General features: G+C 44.4%; 18 protein-coding genes. 12 read left to right on the top strand and 6 right to left on the bottom strand.

The genetic code is table 11. The features are described from left to right. Positions 1-57 precede the first annotated feature (57 nt). The 9 genes from BM210_RS12995 (at position 58) to BM210_RS12955 (ending at position 9,000) form a co-directional block, all read left to right on the top strand. Positions 58-1,230 (top strand): cysteine desulfurase family protein, encoded by a 1,173-nt coding sequence (locus tag BM210_RS12995; protein ID WP_091168686.1) that lies wholly within the window; start codon positions 58-60, stop codon positions 1,228-1,230. Between the two features lie 8 nt (positions 1,231-1,238). Further along, a complete protein-coding gene (gene thiI, locus BM210_RS12990) occupies positions 1,239-2,441 on the top strand; it encodes a tRNA uracil 4-sulfurtransferase ThiI (RefSeq protein ID WP_091168684.1) in 1,203 nt (400 codons plus the stop codon). An 82-nt stretch (positions 2,442-2,523) separates the two neighbouring features. Then, on the top strand, positions 2,524-3,192 hold the full coding sequence (locus tag BM210_RS12985) for a TerC family protein (RefSeq protein WP_091168682.1): 669 nt from the start codon (positions 2,524-2,526) through the stop codon (positions 3,190-3,192). 44 nt (positions 3,193-3,236) lie between these two features. Further along, positions 3,237-3,434 carry a hypothetical protein gene (locus tag BM210_RS12980; protein WP_091168679.1) on the top strand — a complete coding sequence of 66 codons (198 nt, stop codon included), beginning with the start codon at positions 3,237-3,239 and terminating at the stop codon, positions 3,432-3,434. Between the two features lie 191 nt (positions 3,435-3,625). After that, positions 3,626-5,473 carry a translational GTPase TypA gene (gene typA / locus BM210_RS12975; protein ID WP_091168678.1) on the top strand — a complete coding sequence of 616 codons (1,848 nt, stop codon included), beginning with the start codon at positions 3,626-3,628 and terminating at the stop codon, positions 5,471-5,473. Between the two features lie 419 nt (positions 5,474-5,892). Continuing rightward, complete coding sequence (locus BM210_RS12970; protein ID WP_091168675.1) at positions 5,893-6,165, top strand: YlaH-like family protein; 273 nt, start codon at positions 5,893-5,895, stop codon at positions 6,163-6,165. A gap of 69 nt (positions 6,166-6,234) precedes the next feature. Continuing rightward, positions 6,235-6,645, top strand: a complete 411-nt coding sequence (locus tag BM210_RS12965; protein ID WP_091168674.1) for a hypothetical protein — start codon at positions 6,235-6,237, stop codon at positions 6,643-6,645. Further along, positions 6,638-6,922 (top strand): hypothetical protein, encoded by a 285-nt coding sequence (locus BM210_RS12960; protein ID WP_371263466.1) that lies wholly within the window; start codon positions 6,638-6,640, stop codon positions 6,920-6,922. The genes BM210_RS12965 and BM210_RS12960 overlap by 8 nt, the downstream gene beginning before the upstream one ends. Before the next feature lie 779 nt (positions 6,923-7,701). Beyond that, complete coding sequence (locus BM210_RS12955) at positions 7,702-9,000, top strand: pectate lyase family protein (RefSeq protein ID WP_371263465.1); 1,299 nt, start codon at positions 7,702-7,704, stop codon at positions 8,998-9,000. A 352-nt stretch (positions 9,001-9,352) separates the two neighbouring features. On the opposite strand, the gene BM210_RS12950 is transcribed toward BM210_RS12955, so the two are convergent. Next, positions 9,353-9,523 (bottom strand): aspartyl-phosphate phosphatase Spo0E family protein, encoded by a 171-nt coding sequence (locus tag BM210_RS12950; RefSeq protein WP_218184927.1) that lies wholly within the window; start codon positions 9,521-9,523, stop codon positions 9,353-9,355. A gap of 479 nt (positions 9,524-10,002) precedes the next feature. On the opposite strand from BM210_RS12950, the gene BM210_RS12945 reads away from it, so the two are divergent. After that, entirely contained in the window at positions 10,003-10,455 is a 453-nt protein-coding gene (locus BM210_RS12945; RefSeq protein WP_091168669.1) for a pyridoxamine 5'-phosphate oxidase family protein, read from the top strand. A 50-nt stretch (positions 10,456-10,505) separates the two neighbouring features. Here BM210_RS12945 and BM210_RS12940 read toward each other — a convergent pair whose 3' ends face one another. Next, positions 10,506-11,048 (bottom strand): YhcN/YlaJ family sporulation lipoprotein, encoded by a 543-nt coding sequence (locus BM210_RS12940; RefSeq protein WP_091168667.1) that lies wholly within the window; start codon positions 11,046-11,048, stop codon positions 10,506-10,508. 110 nt (positions 11,049-11,158) lie between these two features. On the opposite strand from BM210_RS12940, the gene BM210_RS12935 reads away from it, so the two are divergent. After that, positions 11,159-12,490 carry a PhoH family protein gene (locus BM210_RS12935; protein ID WP_091168665.1) on the top strand — a complete coding sequence of 444 codons (1,332 nt, stop codon included), beginning with the start codon at positions 11,159-11,161 and terminating at the stop codon, positions 12,488-12,490. 82 nt (positions 12,491-12,572) lie between these two features. On the opposite strand, the gene BM210_RS12930 is transcribed toward BM210_RS12935, so the two are convergent. The 3 genes from BM210_RS12930 to BM210_RS12920 form a co-directional block, all read right to left on the bottom strand. Continuing rightward, positions 12,573-13,073, bottom strand: coding sequence for a hypothetical protein (locus tag BM210_RS12930; protein WP_143101045.1), 501 nt, complete (start codon positions 13,071-13,073; stop codon positions 12,573-12,575). Between the two features lie 97 nt (positions 13,074-13,170). Continuing rightward, positions 13,171-14,271: a hypothetical protein gene (locus BM210_RS12925; protein ID WP_091168660.1), complete on the bottom strand. Its 1,101-nt coding sequence runs from the start codon at positions 14,269-14,271 to the stop codon at positions 13,171-13,173. A gap of 408 nt (positions 14,272-14,679) precedes the next feature. Next, positions 14,680-15,660 carry a hypothetical protein gene (locus BM210_RS12920; protein WP_091168658.1) on the bottom strand — a complete coding sequence of 327 codons (981 nt, stop codon included), beginning with the start codon at positions 15,658-15,660 and terminating at the stop codon, positions 14,680-14,682. 188 nt (positions 15,661-15,848) lie between these two features. Between BM210_RS12920 and BM210_RS12915 the strand changes: the two genes are divergently transcribed. Continuing rightward, positions 15,849-16,991, top strand: a complete 1,143-nt coding sequence (locus BM210_RS12915; RefSeq protein WP_256223577.1) for a class I SAM-dependent methyltransferase — start codon at positions 15,849-15,851, stop codon at positions 16,989-16,991. A gap of 35 nt (positions 16,992-17,026) precedes the next feature. Here BM210_RS12915 and BM210_RS12910 read toward each other — a convergent pair whose 3' ends face one another. After that, complete coding sequence (locus BM210_RS12910) at positions 17,027-17,257, bottom strand: DUF2626 domain-containing protein (protein ID WP_091168653.1); 231 nt, start codon at positions 17,255-17,257, stop codon at positions 17,027-17,029. Between the last annotated feature and the right edge of the window lie 251 nt (positions 17,258-17,508).

Raw genomic sequence — 17,508 nt, 5'->3', positions numbered from 1 at the left:
GAGGGGCTTGCCTAGGTCTTGTTTTTTGTGGTTGTCAACAAAAAAGGAGAATGGTCGATGTTATATTTGGATTATGCCGCAACAACACCCCCTTATGATGAAGTCGTCAATGCGGTTGCTGAGGTTATGAAGCAGCACTATGGCAATCCATCTTCCTTACACCGTTTGGGAGTTGTGGCTGAACAGCTGGTAAGTCAAGCGAGAGCCGTTATCGCGGGCAGCTTGAGCTGTCTACCGGAAGAAATCCGCTTCACCTCAGGTGGGACGGAGAGCAATAACTGGGCCATACAGGCAGCCGCCCGCCGTTATCGACACCGCGGCAGCCATTTAATAACGACTGAAATCGAACATGCTTCGGTTTACGAGACTTTTCGTGAGCTTGAGCGTCAGGGCTACAGAGTTACTTATTTGCCCGTAGACGCAACAGGAGCCGTAAAGCTGGACGAGCTGGACAAGGCTCTCAGCGATGATACGATCCTGGTGAGTATAATGGCCGTCAATAACGAAATGGGACGTATCCAGCCTATTACGGCTATTGGGGAGCTGCTGCGCAAACGGTCAAGGACAATTATATTTCATGTAGATGCCGTGCAAGCTGTCGGTAAACTGCCTCTACACCCTGGGAAGCAAAAGATTGATCTGCTGTCCTGTTCTGCGCATAAGCTTCGGGGTCCAAAGGGGAGCGGGTTTTTATACGTTAGAAAAGGTTTAGAGCTTCCTCCGCTACTGTGGGGAGGGGGACAAGAGGGCGGTCTTCGATCTGGTACGGAGAATGTTCCGTCACTTGTAGGAATGGCAAAGGCGGTGAGGATGGCTGTGGAGGAGCAGGAACGGTTGTATACTCATACCCATCTTTTGCGAAAACAATTGGCCGCTGCAATTCAGGATATTCCTGAGTTAATGCTGAGCGGATCCGATATGGCGGATGAGATGGCACCGCATATCCTGCATTTTTGCTTCCCTGGGATGAAATCCGAGGTGCTCGTTCATGCTTTAGAGGAAGCGGATATGTATGTATCCAGCCGTTCGGCTTGTTCTTCATCAGCCAACAAACCAAGCCGTGTCCTCAAAGCTATGGGCTATGATGATGCCCGAGCTATGAGTGGTATTCGCGTAAGCTATTCACTGACTCAATCGGTGGAGGACATACAATATTTTGGCGAACAATTGAAAAAGGCTGTTGAGCGTTTGAAGCTCACGATCACAGAGCAGCCAAACCGAAGGAGGTAGCTACAGAGATGAAGCCCAATATGATTATGCTTCGTTTAGGCGAGCTAACACTAAAAGGGAAAAACCGAAGCAAGTTTGAGAAGGTCGTATTTGAGCAAGTGAAAAAATCAGTTCAAAGTTTTTCAAGACTTACTTTTGTACTAGAATTCGGCAGGGTGTACATACACTTAAATGAAGAGCCTTATGAAGTAGTTCAGGAAAGACTACGCAAGGTGCTCGGCTTGTCTTCGTTTAGTCCGGTGTATACAGCGCCCTTGGAGCTTGAAGCGATACAATCTACGGCTTTGGCAGCCATGGAAAAGCTGGACAACGGACAAGCCGAATTCAAGGTGACTGTACGTCGCGTCAACAAAAAATTCCCTTATGACTCACAGGAGATGAACAAGCTGGTCGCTGGCTTCATCCTTAAGGCAATTCCAGGTCTGAGAGTCAATGTTAACCAGCCCGAGGTAGAGCTTAAGGTTGAGCTGCGAGAGAAACAGGCATTGATTTTTTCTAACAGTATCACAGGTGTGGGAGGGTTTCCGCTCGGTACGAATGGGAAGGCGATGCTGATGCTTTCTGGCGGAATCGATAGCCCTGTTGCAGGGTTTCTGGCACTTCGCCAAGGCCTGAAGCTTGATGCTGTGCATTTTCACAGCTTTCCCTACACGAGTGAGAGGTCACAGCAAAAGGTGAAAGAGCTGACAGCCAAACTGTGCGGGTATGCGGGTGATATCAGACTGCATATGGTTCCTTTCACGAGCATACAAACCCGAATTCATGAGGTTTATAAGGAGGATTTGTTCATTACGCTGCTTCGACGTGCGATGTTTCGTATTACGGAGAAGCTGGCAGAGAATTATAGTGCATCCGCGATCGTAACAGGAGAAAGCTTGGGGCAGGTGGCAAGCCAAACGATTTACAGCATGAATGTCATTGGTCGTGCAGTCGAAATTCCGATCATTCAGCCGCTCATTTGTATGGAAAAAAAAGAAATTATCCGTGTTGCAGAAGATATTGATACGTTCGAAATTTCAATTTTGCCATATGAGGATTGCTGCACTTTGTTTATGCCTCCTTATCCCAGCACCAACCCAAGCTTGCGTATTGTGGAAAGTATTGAAAAGAGTATGGATTGGCTCGACGCCGAATTGGACGAAGCTGTCAGACTCACGGAGCAGATATGGATCAAAGCAGATGAAAAGACGGAATTTGCAGCGCTGTTTTAAGGAATGCTGTAAACAAAATAGTAAGACACCACGCGTCTGGAGATGCTTAGCGGCTGAGTAATCGTATGGGGGGTAAGAAGGAATGCTGGATTGGATTTTATTATTCTTGCAGATCATGCTTATCAATATTGTGCTCAGTGGCGACAATGCTGTCGTGATCGCTTTAGCTAGCAAAAACCTGCCAATCGATCAGCGCAAGCTGGCGATATGGTGGGGTGCATTTGGTGCAATTGCGCTGCGCGTCTTATTGACAATAATAGCTGTGTATATACTAAGTGTACCGTTTGTTCAAGCATTGGGCTCTGTGCTGCTGTTCTGGATTGCGGTTAAGCTATTGATTGATGAGGAAGGGATTTCCGATGTAAAGGAAGCCTCGACCTTATGGAAAGCGATCCGCACGATAATCGTGGCTGATTTTGTCATGAGTCTGGATAATGTGCTGGCGATAGCGGCCAAAGCTAACAATAATCTTGCTGTGATCATACTCGGGATTGGGCTTAGCGTTCCGATCATTATATGGGGCAGCACGATGGTGATGAAGCTGCTGACTAAATATCCCATATTCGTTTACCTGGGCGCTGCGCTGCTTGGTTACACGGCAGGTGAAATGTTCGTTAAGGATAAAGTAGTCACAGATGTTTTGTTGGCAGATGTGCCGCACTGGATCGTTCCGATTGCAGCAACGATAGTCGTTGTCGGAGCAGGTTTTTGGAAGAAAATCCTGCTGAAGCCGAGAACGCACCATTTTTAATGTTCGGCAGCGATGAAGCTCGATAGCACAATGGAGAAGGGTAAGTGAATCATGTGATTACCCAATCCGGGATTGAAATTATTGAATCCAATTATCGTTTAACAGAGAGCCGGCATGTGAACTTTCATTTTAATACAGCTATGGTTGAACTTAGCTTTTGTTTGGAGGGAAACGGGGAAATTTATACGTCAGGCGCTAGGCATAAGCTTGAGCTAACAACTGCTTTCATCCCGAAAAAATAACTCACACGTGACTAATGAAAGCGTATGAAGTATAATATCATGTTTCGTCTTGCTTTTTTTTTTTTCAGCCAGTATAATATAGCTAAATGTCAAGCGTCGGCGCTTATGTCCGACGCTTGTTTTATGAACGGGCCCCAGCCGCTCCCCGATGAGTAGGGCGAGAGGGTCAACAAGGAGAGGTTAGGGAAAACATGCATTCAAGAGACAAAATCCGCAACATCGCTATTATCGCACACGTTGACCACGGCAAAACAACACTGGTAGACAAATTGCTTCAACAATCAGGAACTTTTCGTGATAACGAAGCAGTTCAAGAACGGGCTATGGATTCTAACGACCTGGAACGGGAACGTGGAATTACCATTTTGGCTAAAAATACAGCAATCAACTATAAAGATTATTTGATCAATATTATGGATACTCCGGGCCATGCTGATTTTGGCGGCGAAGTAGAGCGTATTATGAAAATGGTTGATGGTGTATTGCTGATTGTAGATGCGTTCGAAGGCACAATGCCGCAAACTAAGTTTGTTCTTCGTAAAGCTTTGGAATCAAACCTGAAGCCAATTGTAGTTCTTAACAAAATTGACCGTCCTGCTGCTCGTCCAGCTGAGGTAGTGGATGAAGTATTGGACTTGTTTATTGAACTGGGTGCTACAGATGAGCAGCTGGATTTTACTGTTGTATATGCATCTGCACTTATGGGTACTTCCAGTATGGATCCTGAAGTCGAAAAGCAGGAGCCGAATATGCAAGCCATTTTTGAAACAGTGGTTAGCCGTATTCCTGCACCAACCGAAAGTATTGAGGAGCCATTGCAATTCTTGGTAACTCTGATGGATTATAATGAATACCTTGGCCGTATTGCCATTGGTCGTGTTAACCGTGGAGTCGTTAAGCAGGGTCAAGCTATCGCTGTTATTAACCGTGAAGGTGTTGTTAAATCAGCGCGTATTGAGAAGCTGTTTGGCTTCCAAGGCTTGAAGAGAATTGAAATTGAAGAAGCCGGCGCTGGCGATATCGTCGCGATTTCCGGAATTAAAGATATCAATATCGGTGAAACGATGGCTGATCCAGCTAATCCAGAAGCACTGCCTGTTTTGAAAATCGATGAGCCTACACTGCAAATGACATTCCTCGTGAACAACAGTCCTTTTGCTGGACGTGAAGGTAAATGGGTAACTTCCCGTAAGCTGCGTGAGCGTCTGTTTAAAGAGTTGGAAACCGATGTGAGCTTGCGTGTTGATGAAACAGATAGCCCGGATGCATTTGTTGTTTCAGGACGCGGTGAATTGCATTTGACGATTTTGATCGAGAATATGCGTCGTGAAGGCTTCGAAATGCAAGTATCCAAACCTGAGGTTATCATCAAGATGATTGATGGCCAAAAAATGGAGCCTGTAGAGCATTTAATTATCGACCTGCCTGAAGAAAGCATGGGCGCGGTTATGGAAAGTCTGGGTTCCCGTAAAGCAGAAATGGTAAATATGATCAATGCTGGAACAGGCAATGTCCGCTTGGAGTTCTTGATTCCTGCACGTGGTTTGATCGGTTACCGTACGTACTTCCTGACCTTAACACGCGGTTACGGCATCATGAATCATGCTTTTGATAGCTATGGTCCTTATTATGGCGCTAATGTTGGTGGACGTCATGAAGGGGTGCTTGTATCGAGTGAAGCAGGGGTTTCCACTTTATATGGTATACTGTCAGTTGAAGATCGCGGAATTTTGTTCGTGGAGCCGGCTGCTGAAGTTTATGAAGGTATGATTGTTGGTGAGCATACACGTGATACTGACATCATTGTTAATATCTGTAAAGAAAAACAATTGAATAACATTCGTTCCGCGGGTAAAGATGATACCGTTAGAATGAAAACTCCACGTATCTATACCTTGGAGCAAGCTTTGGAGTATTTGAATGACGATGAGCTGTGTGAAATTACACCTAAGTCGATCCGTCTTCGTAAAAAGCTTTTGAACAAGAGCGAACGTGAGCGCGCTGCAAAGCAACGTAAAACAGCTGAAGCAAACGCGTAACACACTGACCCTCCCAAACCCTCCCTATAAGGGAGGGCCCCAAAGGGCTTTGCCCTCTGGACTCCCATGCTGTGGCGTGACTTTGGTGTTCTCGGATCGCTTTTCGTCCCTGCGGGGACACGCTTTGGCTAGGAGTGCTGATTAGGTGCGGACGGGCTGTTCTCGGGTCGCTTTCGTCCCCGAGGGACACGCTTGACTTGGGTTGGCTAGCACATCGAGATATCAAAACATTAAACATTTAAAGAGTCTGCCTGTGGCAGAAAGATACCCTTAATTTGGGTATCAAAGTAAAATATAAAAAGTTGAATATAAGTTGAGGAAAGCTCTGATGACTCAGAGCTTTCTTTTTAAAATTTACACCAACATAAGGATGGTTCTCCGGAATATTAATCCTTATCGAATAAAGGAGGTTTAATTCAATGACCGAATGGTTTCGTGAATATCCACTCATCACTTTTATCTTGATTTATGTGATGATTACATATGTCTACAACAAAGTATTCAAGACGCGTAAGCTTCCTATACTGAAAGAAGCAATTATTTATCTGCTGCTGGGTGTTGGTGCAGGGATGCTGTTGTTGTTTCAGCTTGGTGCGCTGCCGATAGTGCCATGTTTGGCGGTAGCGATCGGATTGATGCTAATGGTACGAATTCGTTATTATTTTCAAGATCGAAGATTAAATAAGAAGTAATCTGCAGGCATGAGGTGAAATGCGATAAGTACACATTGGTTATCACCTATTCGAGTGGAAGAAAATACGGTGGTGTTGGAAGCAGGGCGTATTGCTCTCATACCTGATGAGGCCAGAGGTTTATTCCTGTCGCTAATGAAATCTGTGCATCCTGGCATGCTGCTGTTATTCAAGTCTCATATGCTGTTAAGTGAGGATGCGGAAGAAGCTTGTGGAGTGGATGAGCTGCCTTTTGATTTGGGTGATATTGAAGAACCGATCTTGTTCGGACAGGACGGAATTGAGCTGTCACATTGTGCGGAGGCTTATATGGACAGATTGCCCTCGATCAGGGAGATGACCGAATGGCTCCAGATTGCGAGAGATCGTTTGTCATCGTACCCAGAACTTGAGAATGGCATCGAAAGTGATTGGTTGTCGGCGATGCAGGCTTGGGTGTCACAAGGAAGCCAAATTATTTTGCTGCGGGAGGATGATTAGCTTGAGGCTTGAGGATGCGCTTTTTAACTGGCTGCAGATTAAGATTGTTGCCGAGGCTAGAACGGATGATATGGCTGCTGAGGAGACAAAGCTTTTTTTTGAAGAGATATTACGTGATGATCATTTATTAACGGATTTGACTACAAGCACGGATGAAATGAGAATTACGATATCTTATCAGCATGAGGGAATGAACAAGACTCTTATGTTTGACAGGGAGCTGGCAGAGCAGCTGCTCACCGATATTAATTCTAACCCGAAATACAACAATGAATGACAAAGCCTTACTTTGAGCGAATCAATCACTTTTTTATGGATAGGTTAACCACACGTTACCCACGTGATTATGATAACATGATTCGCTCAAAACGATCGGGTCCAAGCTTACAATGTCCCATTGTTATATGATGTAATATCATTTTCTCCTTAAGAAACGTTGATAGTCATCGTCGGTGATATCTTTCAACCATGTATGCTCACCAGCTTTCTTCTAAATGAATTCAACGCTATAACGATATGTGTAGCGTCCATCATGCTCCCAGACTCCCGAAGGGAGTTTTTTCTTTTTCTGGCATTCTTTTTTTGCCAATGGTATTGGGACGGCATACTTTTAAAATAGGAGAACTCATTTGGCATTCCACAGATAGCCGCGGCGTTATGAATGCCCATTCCTTCAAGGAGCAAATTATCTGGGATTAATAATTCAAATGCAAACTGGTTGCTTCTCGCTAAATTTGTTCAACGGATTGCAGCGTATTCACCTTCAGTAACAATTAAATGATGTTAAAATTAATAAAAAAAAGTAATATTAAATTATTGTTTCCTTATGTTTCCAATTCATTCTCATTGAGTTGAGTTGACTTATCGAAGCATGCAGTAAAAGTTTATTTTTGAAAGCCCTTACAAAAAGAACCTTACATAAGAGCATACGGGCTTCAATGTTAAACAGATTTCATTGTATAAGGGGGTGTTTGGAGGGTACAGCGTCTATATTACCGCAGGCAGAAATCATGAAGTAAGCTTTGCGAAAATAACTTATACGGGAGGTATTTATTTATGAGAAAGAAATGGATTAGCATGTTCTTGGCTGCATCCGTAGCCGCATCATTGATAGCAGTGGTTCCAGCAAGCGCAGCAACGGACCTTGGTCATCAAACGCTCACTACCAATGACGGATGGGCAGCTGCCACGACAGGAACGACGGGAGGTATTAAAGCCGATTCGTCGCATGTATTTACTGTAACAAACAGAGCTCAGTTGGTCACGGCATTAGGTGGAGATAACTCCAAGAACGCCTCCAATTCCACTGCGAAAATCATCAATATTTCAGGCACTATCAATATGAACGTGGATGACAATAACAAAACGCTAGGACTCAGTAATTACGCGGACCCAGCATATGATTTCAACAAATATTTAGCTGCCTACGATCCCTCCGTTTGGGGGACATCCAAAGTCCCATCCGGTACACTGGAATCCGCACGTGTCAAATCCCAAAAAAATCAAGGCGCCCGGGTTCAAATCAACGTCGGCCCCAATACGACCATTGTTGGTTCCGGCACAAACGCCAAAATTGTCGGCGGCAATTTAATGGTTCAGAACGTCGACAACGTCATTATCCGCAATATTGAATTCCAAGATGCTTACGACTATTTCCCTCAATGGGACCCGACGGACGGAAGCAGCGGCAACTGGAATTCGCAATACGATAGTATTACGTTGAAAGGCGCAACGCATGTCTGGATCGATCACTGCACATTTGATGACGGTTCCCATCCAGATAGCCAGAACGGCACTTATTTTGGCCGTGAATACCAGCACCATGACGGCACAGTCGATATTACAAATGCATCGGATTATGTTACCGTTTCTTATAACTACTTCCATGATCACGATAAAACCACGCTATTAGGCGGTAGCGACAGCGCAACCGGGGACAGCGGACACCTCAGAGTGACTTTCCATCACAACTATTATCAGAACATCGTTCAGCGTGCGCCTCGGGTGCGTTATGGTCAAGTACACATTTATAACAACTACTATGAAGGAAGCAAAAGCGCCTCGTCGTATAGCTTCTCTTATGCTTGGGGTATAGGCATTAACTCCAAAATTTACGCTCAAAACAATGTCTTTAACATCACAGGAGCAAGTACCGCCAATTTGGGCAGTGTATTTAGCGGCACCCAACTATACGATACCGGAAGCCAGCTTAACGGTTCCAACGTGACGGTGTCCAGCGCTTTTGGACTCAGCACTAGCGTGGGCTGGACACCTTCGCTTTATGGAACCATCGACTCCACCAGCAATGTGAAGTCTAACGTTACTTCCTCAGCAGGGGCGGGTAAAATACAATAATTTTTTCAGCGGAGTCAGTACCTATAACCTTATTTCAACAATTTTCCAAATGATGCTGCAGCAATACAAGGGAGCCTTATCGCACGACAGAATTCAATACCAGATATAGTTTTTTATTCCAAAGCACGGGCAAAGAAAGTCCCCAAGCAAAAATGACTGAACTGCAAGGGGACTTTTCTAATTTAAAGCCATTTTTTACTAAGCTCTCGAAAGGATTTCGAATTTTTATTTTATGATCGAACGATTGCAAATAAAGCTCGTATCCCAATGCTGAGTCCAATCGGTCGTTGGGTCGTAAATAAAAAAGACCCTTACGGTCTTTAAATGTACTCCTTACGCCTCTCAGCAGAGTTTACTTCGTATTTCGTTTTAAAACCCGGTCGTACTCATTCAAGACAACATCGAGCATTTTACTAGCGGCAACCAGCTCTGGGTCAGCAAGATCTTTGTTTTCGGCAAGATGGTGAAGTTCTACCCTCAGCAATTCAATGATCAATGTCAACTGCTTAATTGTGCGATCCAATGGAGTCACCCGCCATAAAGTTTTAGGCTAGTTTACCCGGCAATGGGAGGTTATATTCAAATGATTTTGTCGATATATGCCGGTTAATACACACAAAAACCATGTCGATCATAGTCGTTCACGTAACCGCCTTGTCCAACCCAGAAGGTCAGAAATATGTTCCTCTACTGATATTTGTTCAACGGTCTGCTTCATTGTCCATCGCTCCTGTATTCTAACCCGAAATACAACAATGAATGACATATTTAAGCTGTAAATCGATACAATACATTATCGGCTTCTGCAAGCATTAGTTGTCTCAGCAAGTTGCAGCCGACTACATAAATTTCTGTGAATCAAGGTTCAATGGAGAGGTCTATAAATCAGGCTTCGCCCATCAGAATGGCTGCAAGTGTCTGTGGTTGACTGACCATTCCTATGATATAATAGGGTTGTCACACAGCTTGCCAATAACCTAATAGACGCAGGAGGGGTAACCTATGGCAGAAACGATCTCAGCACTGCCGGAGCAACTGTATACAGCCTTGCAAAAGGAATCCTTTGCACTGCTAAGTACCATTGATTTCGAATCCGGCGCACCTTCTATGAATGCCATTTCGTGGTTGTACGCATTAGATTCTGGCACTGTTCGTTTTGCGGTAGATTCACGTTCACGTATTGTCAGTAATATTAAAAGTAATTCGCAAGTGAATCTGACTTTTGTTGGCGCGGGTTCGGTCCATGCCATTTATGGCACTGCGAAGATCGTAACAGAAGCACTAAATGATGTTCCTTTCAAGTTAACTTGTTTTGATATTGAAATTTCAGCGGTTCGGGATGCCATGTTTTATGGCGCACGTATTTCAGCCGCACCGGAATATGAGAAAACCTATGACAAGCGTGCGGCCGATAAGCTGGACACGCAAGTGTTTGATGCGATGAAAAAAGCCTAGAAACGTTGAGCATTCTAGGCTTTTTCTTGATCTCTATTTATTGGAATAGCCTACAAATTGGTGTTAGGCATCTGTGGTTCTTTGCTTTCCGGTGAAGGAACCGGGGCTACGTCCCGCGGCAGTTGAGGAATGATTCGTCCGATAATTTCTGACATTTCCTCAGTAAATCCGCTGATAGGTCTGCCGATCTTTATTTCTTCGCGAACTTTTCGAATTCGTGCAGCTAAATCCATATCAGCTGTGACGATTGCATCGACTCCATAAGGATCTTTCTTAAGAGCTTCTGCAACCGACAGCTTGATGGTCCCTACCTTGGAACGGTCCATATCTGGAGGCAAATTAATGCCGACTACCGCTATATTACCAAAAACCACGCATTTGGCACTTTCAACCTGAGGAATACTGGTGGCGATTTGTTCCAAATGTTCGGCAACAGTAGGCGAGTTGACAATTTCTTTTTTCTGTGTTGCGGCCTGGTTGATCTGAACTTGCCGTTTAGCTTCATTCCCTGGAACGGAGTTAGCATTTTGTTTGGTTTGATTGCATCCAGCCAAGACGGACAGCACGAGAATGCTATAGACAAATAGTCTCATTAGTCATCGTTCCTTTCTACCTTATAGTTGTTTTCCTTAGTTTGTCCTTTCTAGCTGATTCCTATGTGTTATAGAGCCATACACCATACTTGGGAGGGGACGGACTTACTATGAAAAAAATATTTGTGTTGGATACGAATGTACTTTTGCAGGACCCGAATGCGATATATGCGTTTGAAGATAATGAAGTTGTGATACCGGCTACGGTATTGGAGGAAATTGATTCCAAAAAACGGAATGCGGATGAGATTGGCCGCAATGCCCGGCAGATTTCAAGAATGCTGGATGGGCTGCGCACACAAGGCAGATTGTACGAGGGTATCACGCTGCCAAGCGGCGGAAGTGTCAAGGTTGAGTTGAATCACAAGAGCTTTGCGAAGCTGCAGGAAACCTTTGCAGAAGCGACGAATGACAATAGAATTTTAGCGGTTGCATTAAATTATCACATGGAGCAGCAAGAAAAACCGAGTCCAAGGCCGGTTGCTATCGTGAGTAAGGACATGCTTGTACGTATTAAAGCGGATGTGCTCGGTTTAACTGCTCAAGATTATTTAACGGATCGAATTGTGAATATGCCGGATATGTACACAGGCTATTTGACAATACTTGCTCATCCGGCAATCATTGACGAATTTTATACCTATCGTTATTTGAACGTCAGCTCGCTGAACCTTGCATATCCGCTTCATCCCCATGAATTTGTTATTTTGAAGGATGAAATGGGTACCTCGAAATCTGCGTTGTTGAAGCTGAATGCTGACGGCAAGAAGCTGGAGCCGTTATTTCTAAGCAATGATCCGATTTGGGGTATAGGTGCAAGAAATGCGCAGCAACGTATGGCTCTGGAACTGCTGCTTAATGACGATATTCCAATCGTGACTTTGACCGGGAAAGCCGGAACGGGGAAAACGCTGCTCACTTTGGCAGCAGGACTCATGAAGGTTGAGGATGAGCGTAAATACAAAAAGCTGCTGATTGCAAGGCCTGTTGTCCCTATGGGTAAGGATATCGGATATTTGCCAGGTGAGAAAGATGAAAAGCTGCGTCCATGGATGCAACCGATCTATGACAATCTGGAGTTTTTGTTCGATACGAAAAAGCCGGGGGATATTGAGAAGATATTAGCAGGTCTTGGCAGTATTCAGGTCGAAGCGCTCACATATATTCGTGGTCGTTCGATACCAGGCCAATTTATCATTATTGATGAAGCGCAAAATTTATCGAAGCATGAAATCAAAACGATCGTTTCCAGAGTTGGCGAGAACAGTAAAATTGTACTGCTGGGCGATCCGGATCAAATTGATCATCCTTATCTGGATGCTTCCAGTAATGGTCTCACTTATGTCGTAGAGCGGTTTAAGGATCAAAATATTAGTGGTCATATTACGCTGGAGCGTGGCGAGCGTTCCCATTTGGCACAGCTTGCTGCCGATCTGCTGTAATTGAAGTAAACCAACTTGCAAAAAAAGCGCAGGAGAGTAAGCCTTAGGGGCGTCTCTTCTGCGCTTTTTTCTCGTTTCCGGATTATAGGTGGAGGGCCTCAATCGAGCAATGGTAAGCCCGGGCAATTCTCAGCATCAGTTCATCCGAATGATGATCGGTTAGATAGATGGCCAGTCCATTCTCGCTGCAGGATGCCAGTAAGTGTTCTTCCATCTGCTCCAATGCTTGGTATGGTTGGGCCTGTGAATCCTCACTATGGACTGTAAACAGAAAGATGTTATCCGCATAGCCGTAAATCTGATTAGAGTGGCTAATAAAGCCATAGTCGGTAAATTCCTTACGCATATGCATTGCAGAGGGAAGCAGTAATAAATGAAGTGATTCCACAGGAGCCAGAAGCTGCGCCTCCAACTCCAAACGAACAACTTCAGCATGTTCAACGGTTGAGAAGATAAGCAGGTCCTGATCGTGATCGAAAAGAGCGGGAGCACCTTCCCACATTGGGCTGAAGCCGCTCCATACCTCAGAAAGACTAATTTCGCTTGTATCTGAAACCAAAGCAAATTTTTGCTCAATTTTCATGTACAATAATACACATCCTCTTGTTCCTAAATGACTACAAATGAGCTACAGCAAACCCAGACCCTTCAACTAAATAAATAGATAATGGCATGACTGATTACAGTGACATTTTCAGCATAATGCTCAGCTTGCCGGCTTCGAGTTTTAGACCGGTTACCGATAAAAATGGTGCCAAATTTTGTGGGTAGATGCCCAAATCGAATTCCTGCTCCATAGCTTCCACCGTCGAGATCGGCAGATCAAATCCGTTGAATTGGAGCTGCGTCATATTAAAACGAATATAGGCTTTGCCTTTGCCCTCTTCTTTTGTCGCCAGCTCGTATTTTCCTTTAATGGAAATATCAATGCCATCCTGAGTGCCAGCAGTAATCAATTCAGTATCTGTAAATCGGAAGGTCATATTCTGAAACAGTGGATTTTTAGTTCTTAAAAACTGATTTAATTCATCATCCGTGATTTGAAACGTATATTGAAAGCCGTTAATAATTAAATGCTTCGTTATGCCCTTGCTATCCTCAGAAATAATCTCGGGCAGCTGCTTAAGGGCTGTGGCTAAAGCCTGAAAATACGTTTTGAAAAGCGGGATTCCTTTTTCCTTCCATGATAAAGTTAGCTGTGCCATTTGTTGGATTATCAAAGCCGCATCCTTTTGCTTGGACAAATCCTCATCGAGTTGTTTTTGCAGTTTTATCATTTGCTCTCTTTGAGTGATGTAGCGTTGCTTTGTTTGCTGTAGCGTGGTTTGGGAGCTGACCAATGTTTGCTGAAGCTCGGTTAGCTGCCGTTTACTTTCACTGTACATTTTCAGGGCTTCGTGGTCGTTGCGAACGATCATTTGTAAATAATCCAACGTAGTGATGGCATCTTTAAAAGAGGAAATGGTAAAAAGCAGCATCCATAGCGAGTCGCGATCCCCCATATAGTAAGCGCGCAGCACCTTGGCGGCATGACGTTTTGTTTCTTCAGAGCGGATCAGCTGAAGCTGAAGCTCCTGCTCGGTGGCTGTTTTCTGTTTCGTAATACTGGCTTCCTCGAGCTGTATTCTGGCTAATTCTTGATCAATTTCGTATACGGTAAGTCCCTTTTGCAGCAAAAGCTTGACCTCTTCATCGTTTGCCGCGAGCACACGGAGGCAGGGGCTAATGCCAATCCAGATGCATAACAACAGGATGGTGGCCGCCCGATACCAAGGCCTCATGGATGGTCCCCTCCTTAAAGTTTTGCCGTAGGCAAAACTGACTTCGAAAGCATACACTAAGTTTTGCCGTAGGCAAAACTAACTTCGAAAGCGTGTACTAAAATCTCGTTGAAGAACGAGCGGATTAGCCGAATAATCCTGAAGAAGCACAAGCGCTCACCTTTGAAATCGTGAATAAAAGCCTCAACCTCATCCCATTTCACGATTTCAACAGCTAGGAATTTACTTTTAGCAAACTGGCTTCGTAAGCTGAACCCAAGAAGGTTATTTGGCCGCGCAGCGGTAAATATTCAACGGAGTGCTAGTTGAGACAACGAAAGCACTACTGTTAGATTATCATATCTCTATGGAAAAAATGATAAAAAAATACTTCTTCCGAAGAAGAAGTAAAAGGATAACGAGATTTACTTATGGTTTCTTGGCTGCTGGAGCTGGCTTGACGAGCTTGAGCAGGTCCTCCAGTGATTTTTGCTTGGTAGGAATTTCTTTTGTGAACACAGGTGCCTTATTTAATTCAGATAATGATTGTGTCCATAGCAGATGATTTTCATTTGTGCTGCCATTGGCTGAAAAGGTGAGGCTCCATTTTTGCTCATGAATAAAGCCCTGGTTATCTATCAAAAACTCCAATGAGGAAGGTGCTCGGAATTGTACCTCCTTGAGTGCTGTCTGCCATCCATCTATGCTTGCAGTCGAAGCGAGGCCGTTACTTTTGAGCAGTTCTGTAAATCCGGGAATCGCCTGCTTCCAAATACTATTAAAGGCTTGTTCGTTTTTATTGTTAATGTCCAGTGTAATTCGTTTGGTGATGGTACCATCAGCCAATGTGACGGGATCTTTGGATGTTTGGAGCCATTCAGCGTTAATCCCATTTAATAGCTGATCATAAATAGTAGAAGTCAAATGATTGGTATTCTTCAAAGCCTCGGTGCTGCCGGCAGCCGGACTTGTCTTACCCGTAATTGGAAACACGAGGTACTCATCATCCTTGTTTAAAGCAGGAATTCGAAAAAAAAGCTTGTTCTCCTTAATAAGAACGGGAATATCCATTACGGTACCACCGGACGGTGTGACTTTGAAGTTCGCTTCCAGCTGTGCGGGATCCATTGCGGTTAGTCCATTATAATCGATCTTGCTATCTTTTAGGAATGCGAACAATGTCGCGGTAAAAGGACTAGTTGCTCCGAGCAATGAAGGGTCTGCTTTTAGCTCAATGGATCCTTTGAATTGGTAGCTTGTAACCTGCTCCTGCTTGGCTACTGCCTGAAGCAGATCTGTTTTTAGCTGCTTATAATCGGTGCATCCGGTTATGAGTAAAAGTAGACTGAGTGATAATAGGAATGAGGCATAGACAGAGAATTTGCGTGTTCTTGATGCTGATAGTGACAAAACAATGGACTCCTTCCGATATAATGAATTTGTTATCTCATTATTATAACGACTACAGTTGTCTTTGTCACCAAACGCAAGTCTTTGCGTAGGCATAGGGTAAAAAGTAAATAATTCTTGACTTATTTCGGTTGAAATAGTAGGTTTTGTTGGAATGTGTCGAGTTAGGCTAAGGAGTGATGAGGAGCATGCAGGACGATCACAAGCTGCAAGAAATCATTCGTGGAATCATGGAGCAAAGCTCTCAGCAGGCGATTTCATTCCGGGATTATATGGAGCTGTGCTTGTACCACCCGGAGCTTGGATATTATACAAGCAGTAGAGATAAAGTCGGAAAAACCGGAGACTTTTATACGAGTACTTCGATTGGTGGGCTTCTGGGAGAAGTGCTTGCACAATATGTGGCAGAAGAAACAAGCCAAGAAGCCTGGGGTGCTTCGGATCAGCCGCTCACTTTGGTGGAATGGGGTGGCGGTAATGGTGGGCTTGCCCAGCAGCTATTGGACGAGCTGAAGCATAGCTACGCACATGTATATGCCCGCATCTCATATATCTCAGTAGAGATTAGCCCCCATCATCGCAGACTACAGGCGGAGAAGCTTGCTGAGCATTATGCCGCTGGTCGAGTAAGCTGGATGACTGAAGAAGATTGGGAAGCTGGCGGACCGTGGCAGCGAACGATGATTTTCTCTAATGAGTTTCACGATGCTTTACCTGTCCACCAAATACAGATGAAACAGGGGCTGGCTCATGAAATATGGGTAGCTTGTGATGAAGCGGGGGAGAAGTTTAAAGAGATATGGGTTCCAGTAAAGCCCGGAACTTCACTGGATCTGTATATCAAAGCCCTGGAATCGGAAGTGAGACTGCAGGAAAACCAGCGTTTTGAAGTTAATCTGGCAGCACCTGCATGGATACTCCGTGTCGGTCGGAGTCTGGATAGCGGGCAAATCGTAACGATCGATTATGGTGACTACGCTACAGAAATTTATGGAGAGCATCGGATGAATGGAACCTTGATGTGCTACCATAACCATATTGCATCTGATGAACCTTATGATATGCCTGGAAAGCAGGATATGACGGCTCATGTCAATTTTACAGAGCTCATTCGTGCAGGACACGAGGTGGGTCTGGATGCTGAAAAGTTGTTAACACAAAAACAGTTTTTAGTAGAGAATGGTTTGCTGGATAAGCTGCAGGATTCATATTCCACAGATCCATTCAGTGCTGTAGCTCGCCGGAACCGAGCGATTCGCCAATTGCTGCTAAGCGATCAGATGAGTGAGCTGTTCAAGGTGTTGATACTAAAAAAAGGTGAGCTGCTGTAAAAGCGGCCCACCTTTTTTAGTGCTGTACATACGGATTAAATTGACATTCTGAAGAAAGACCAATACGTAAAGCCGGTAAATGAAACAATCATGTACCCCCAGAACAGCAGTATGTAGGTACGTTCGGATAAGCCCAAATATCCCAAAAGCATAAAGATAACCGTTTGAGCAAAAAAGATCATAGCCATTGGAATCATACCACCGGCTAATGCCATCAATCCGATAATGAGTGTCCAAAAGCCAAGAACGCGAAACATGCGATCCATTGTTGCACCCCCTTATTGTTCTCGTTATTCACTTTTCGAAGAAAGTTGACCTCGTAAGTATTCCCCAAACGATGGAGATTATCGCAGTGACAGCATTCGTCAAACAGAGGTTCTTTACTATTACACATTATACCTTTTGAGTCCATTGGTGTAAACGCCCAATCCGTGACGAAATTTAAACATTTATTGAAGTATCGGGACATACAAGAAGGGTTATGTGTAATCCTGATTTCAGCATACGTAAAGGACGA

It is taken from the genome of Paenibacillus sp. 1_12 (assembly GCF_900114475.1).
In the GTDB taxonomy this organism is placed as follows: Bacteria; Bacillota; Bacilli; order Paenibacillales; family NBRC-103111; genus Paenibacillus_S.
This window is presented reverse-complemented; position numbering and strand designations above follow the sequence as displayed.

Coding starts and splice junctions, on each gene's coding strand:
- typA (WP_091168678.1), top strand. CDS start 3,626: ATGCATTCAAGAGACAAAATCCGCAACATCGCTATTATCGCACACGTT.
- BM210_RS12970 (WP_091168675.1), top strand. CDS start 5,893: ATGACCGAATGGTTTCGTGAATATCCACTCATCACTTTTATCTTGATT.
- BM210_RS12955 (WP_371263465.1), top strand. CDS start 7,702: ATGAGAAAGAAATGGATTAGCATGTTCTTGGCTGCATCCGTAGCCGCA.
- BM210_RS12985 (WP_091168682.1), top strand. CDS start 2,524: ATGCTGGATTGGATTTTATTATTCTTGCAGATCATGCTTATCAATATT.
- BM210_RS12930 (WP_143101045.1), bottom strand. CDS start 13,073: ATGAAAATTGAGCAAAAATTTGCTTTGGTTTCAGATACAAGCGAAATT.
- BM210_RS12925 (WP_091168660.1), bottom strand. CDS start 14,271: ATGAGGCCTTGGTATCGGGCGGCCACCATCCTGTTGTTATGCATCTGG.
- thiI (WP_091168684.1), top strand. CDS start 1,239: ATGAAGCCCAATATGATTATGCTTCGTTTAGGCGAGCTAACACTAAAA.
- BM210_RS12910 (WP_091168653.1), bottom strand. CDS start 17,257: ATGGATCGCATGTTTCGCGTTCTTGGCTTTTGGACACTCATTATCGGA.
- BM210_RS12995 (WP_091168686.1), top strand. CDS start 58: ATGTTATATTTGGATTATGCCGCAACAACACCCCCTTATGATGAAGTC.
- BM210_RS12945 (WP_091168669.1), top strand. CDS start 10,003: ATGGCAGAAACGATCTCAGCACTGCCGGAGCAACTGTATACAGCCTTG.
- BM210_RS12940 (WP_091168667.1), bottom strand. CDS start 11,048: ATGAGACTATTTGTCTATAGCATTCTCGTGCTGTCCGTCTTGGCTGGA.
- BM210_RS12935 (WP_091168665.1), top strand. CDS start 11,159: ATGAAAAAAATATTTGTGTTGGATACGAATGTACTTTTGCAGGACCCG.
- BM210_RS12960 (WP_371263466.1), top strand. CDS start 6,638: ATGATTAGCTTGAGGCTTGAGGATGCGCTTTTTAACTGGCTGCAGATT.
- BM210_RS12915 (WP_256223577.1), top strand. CDS start 15,849: ATGCAGGACGATCACAAGCTGCAAGAAATCATTCGTGGAATCATGGAG.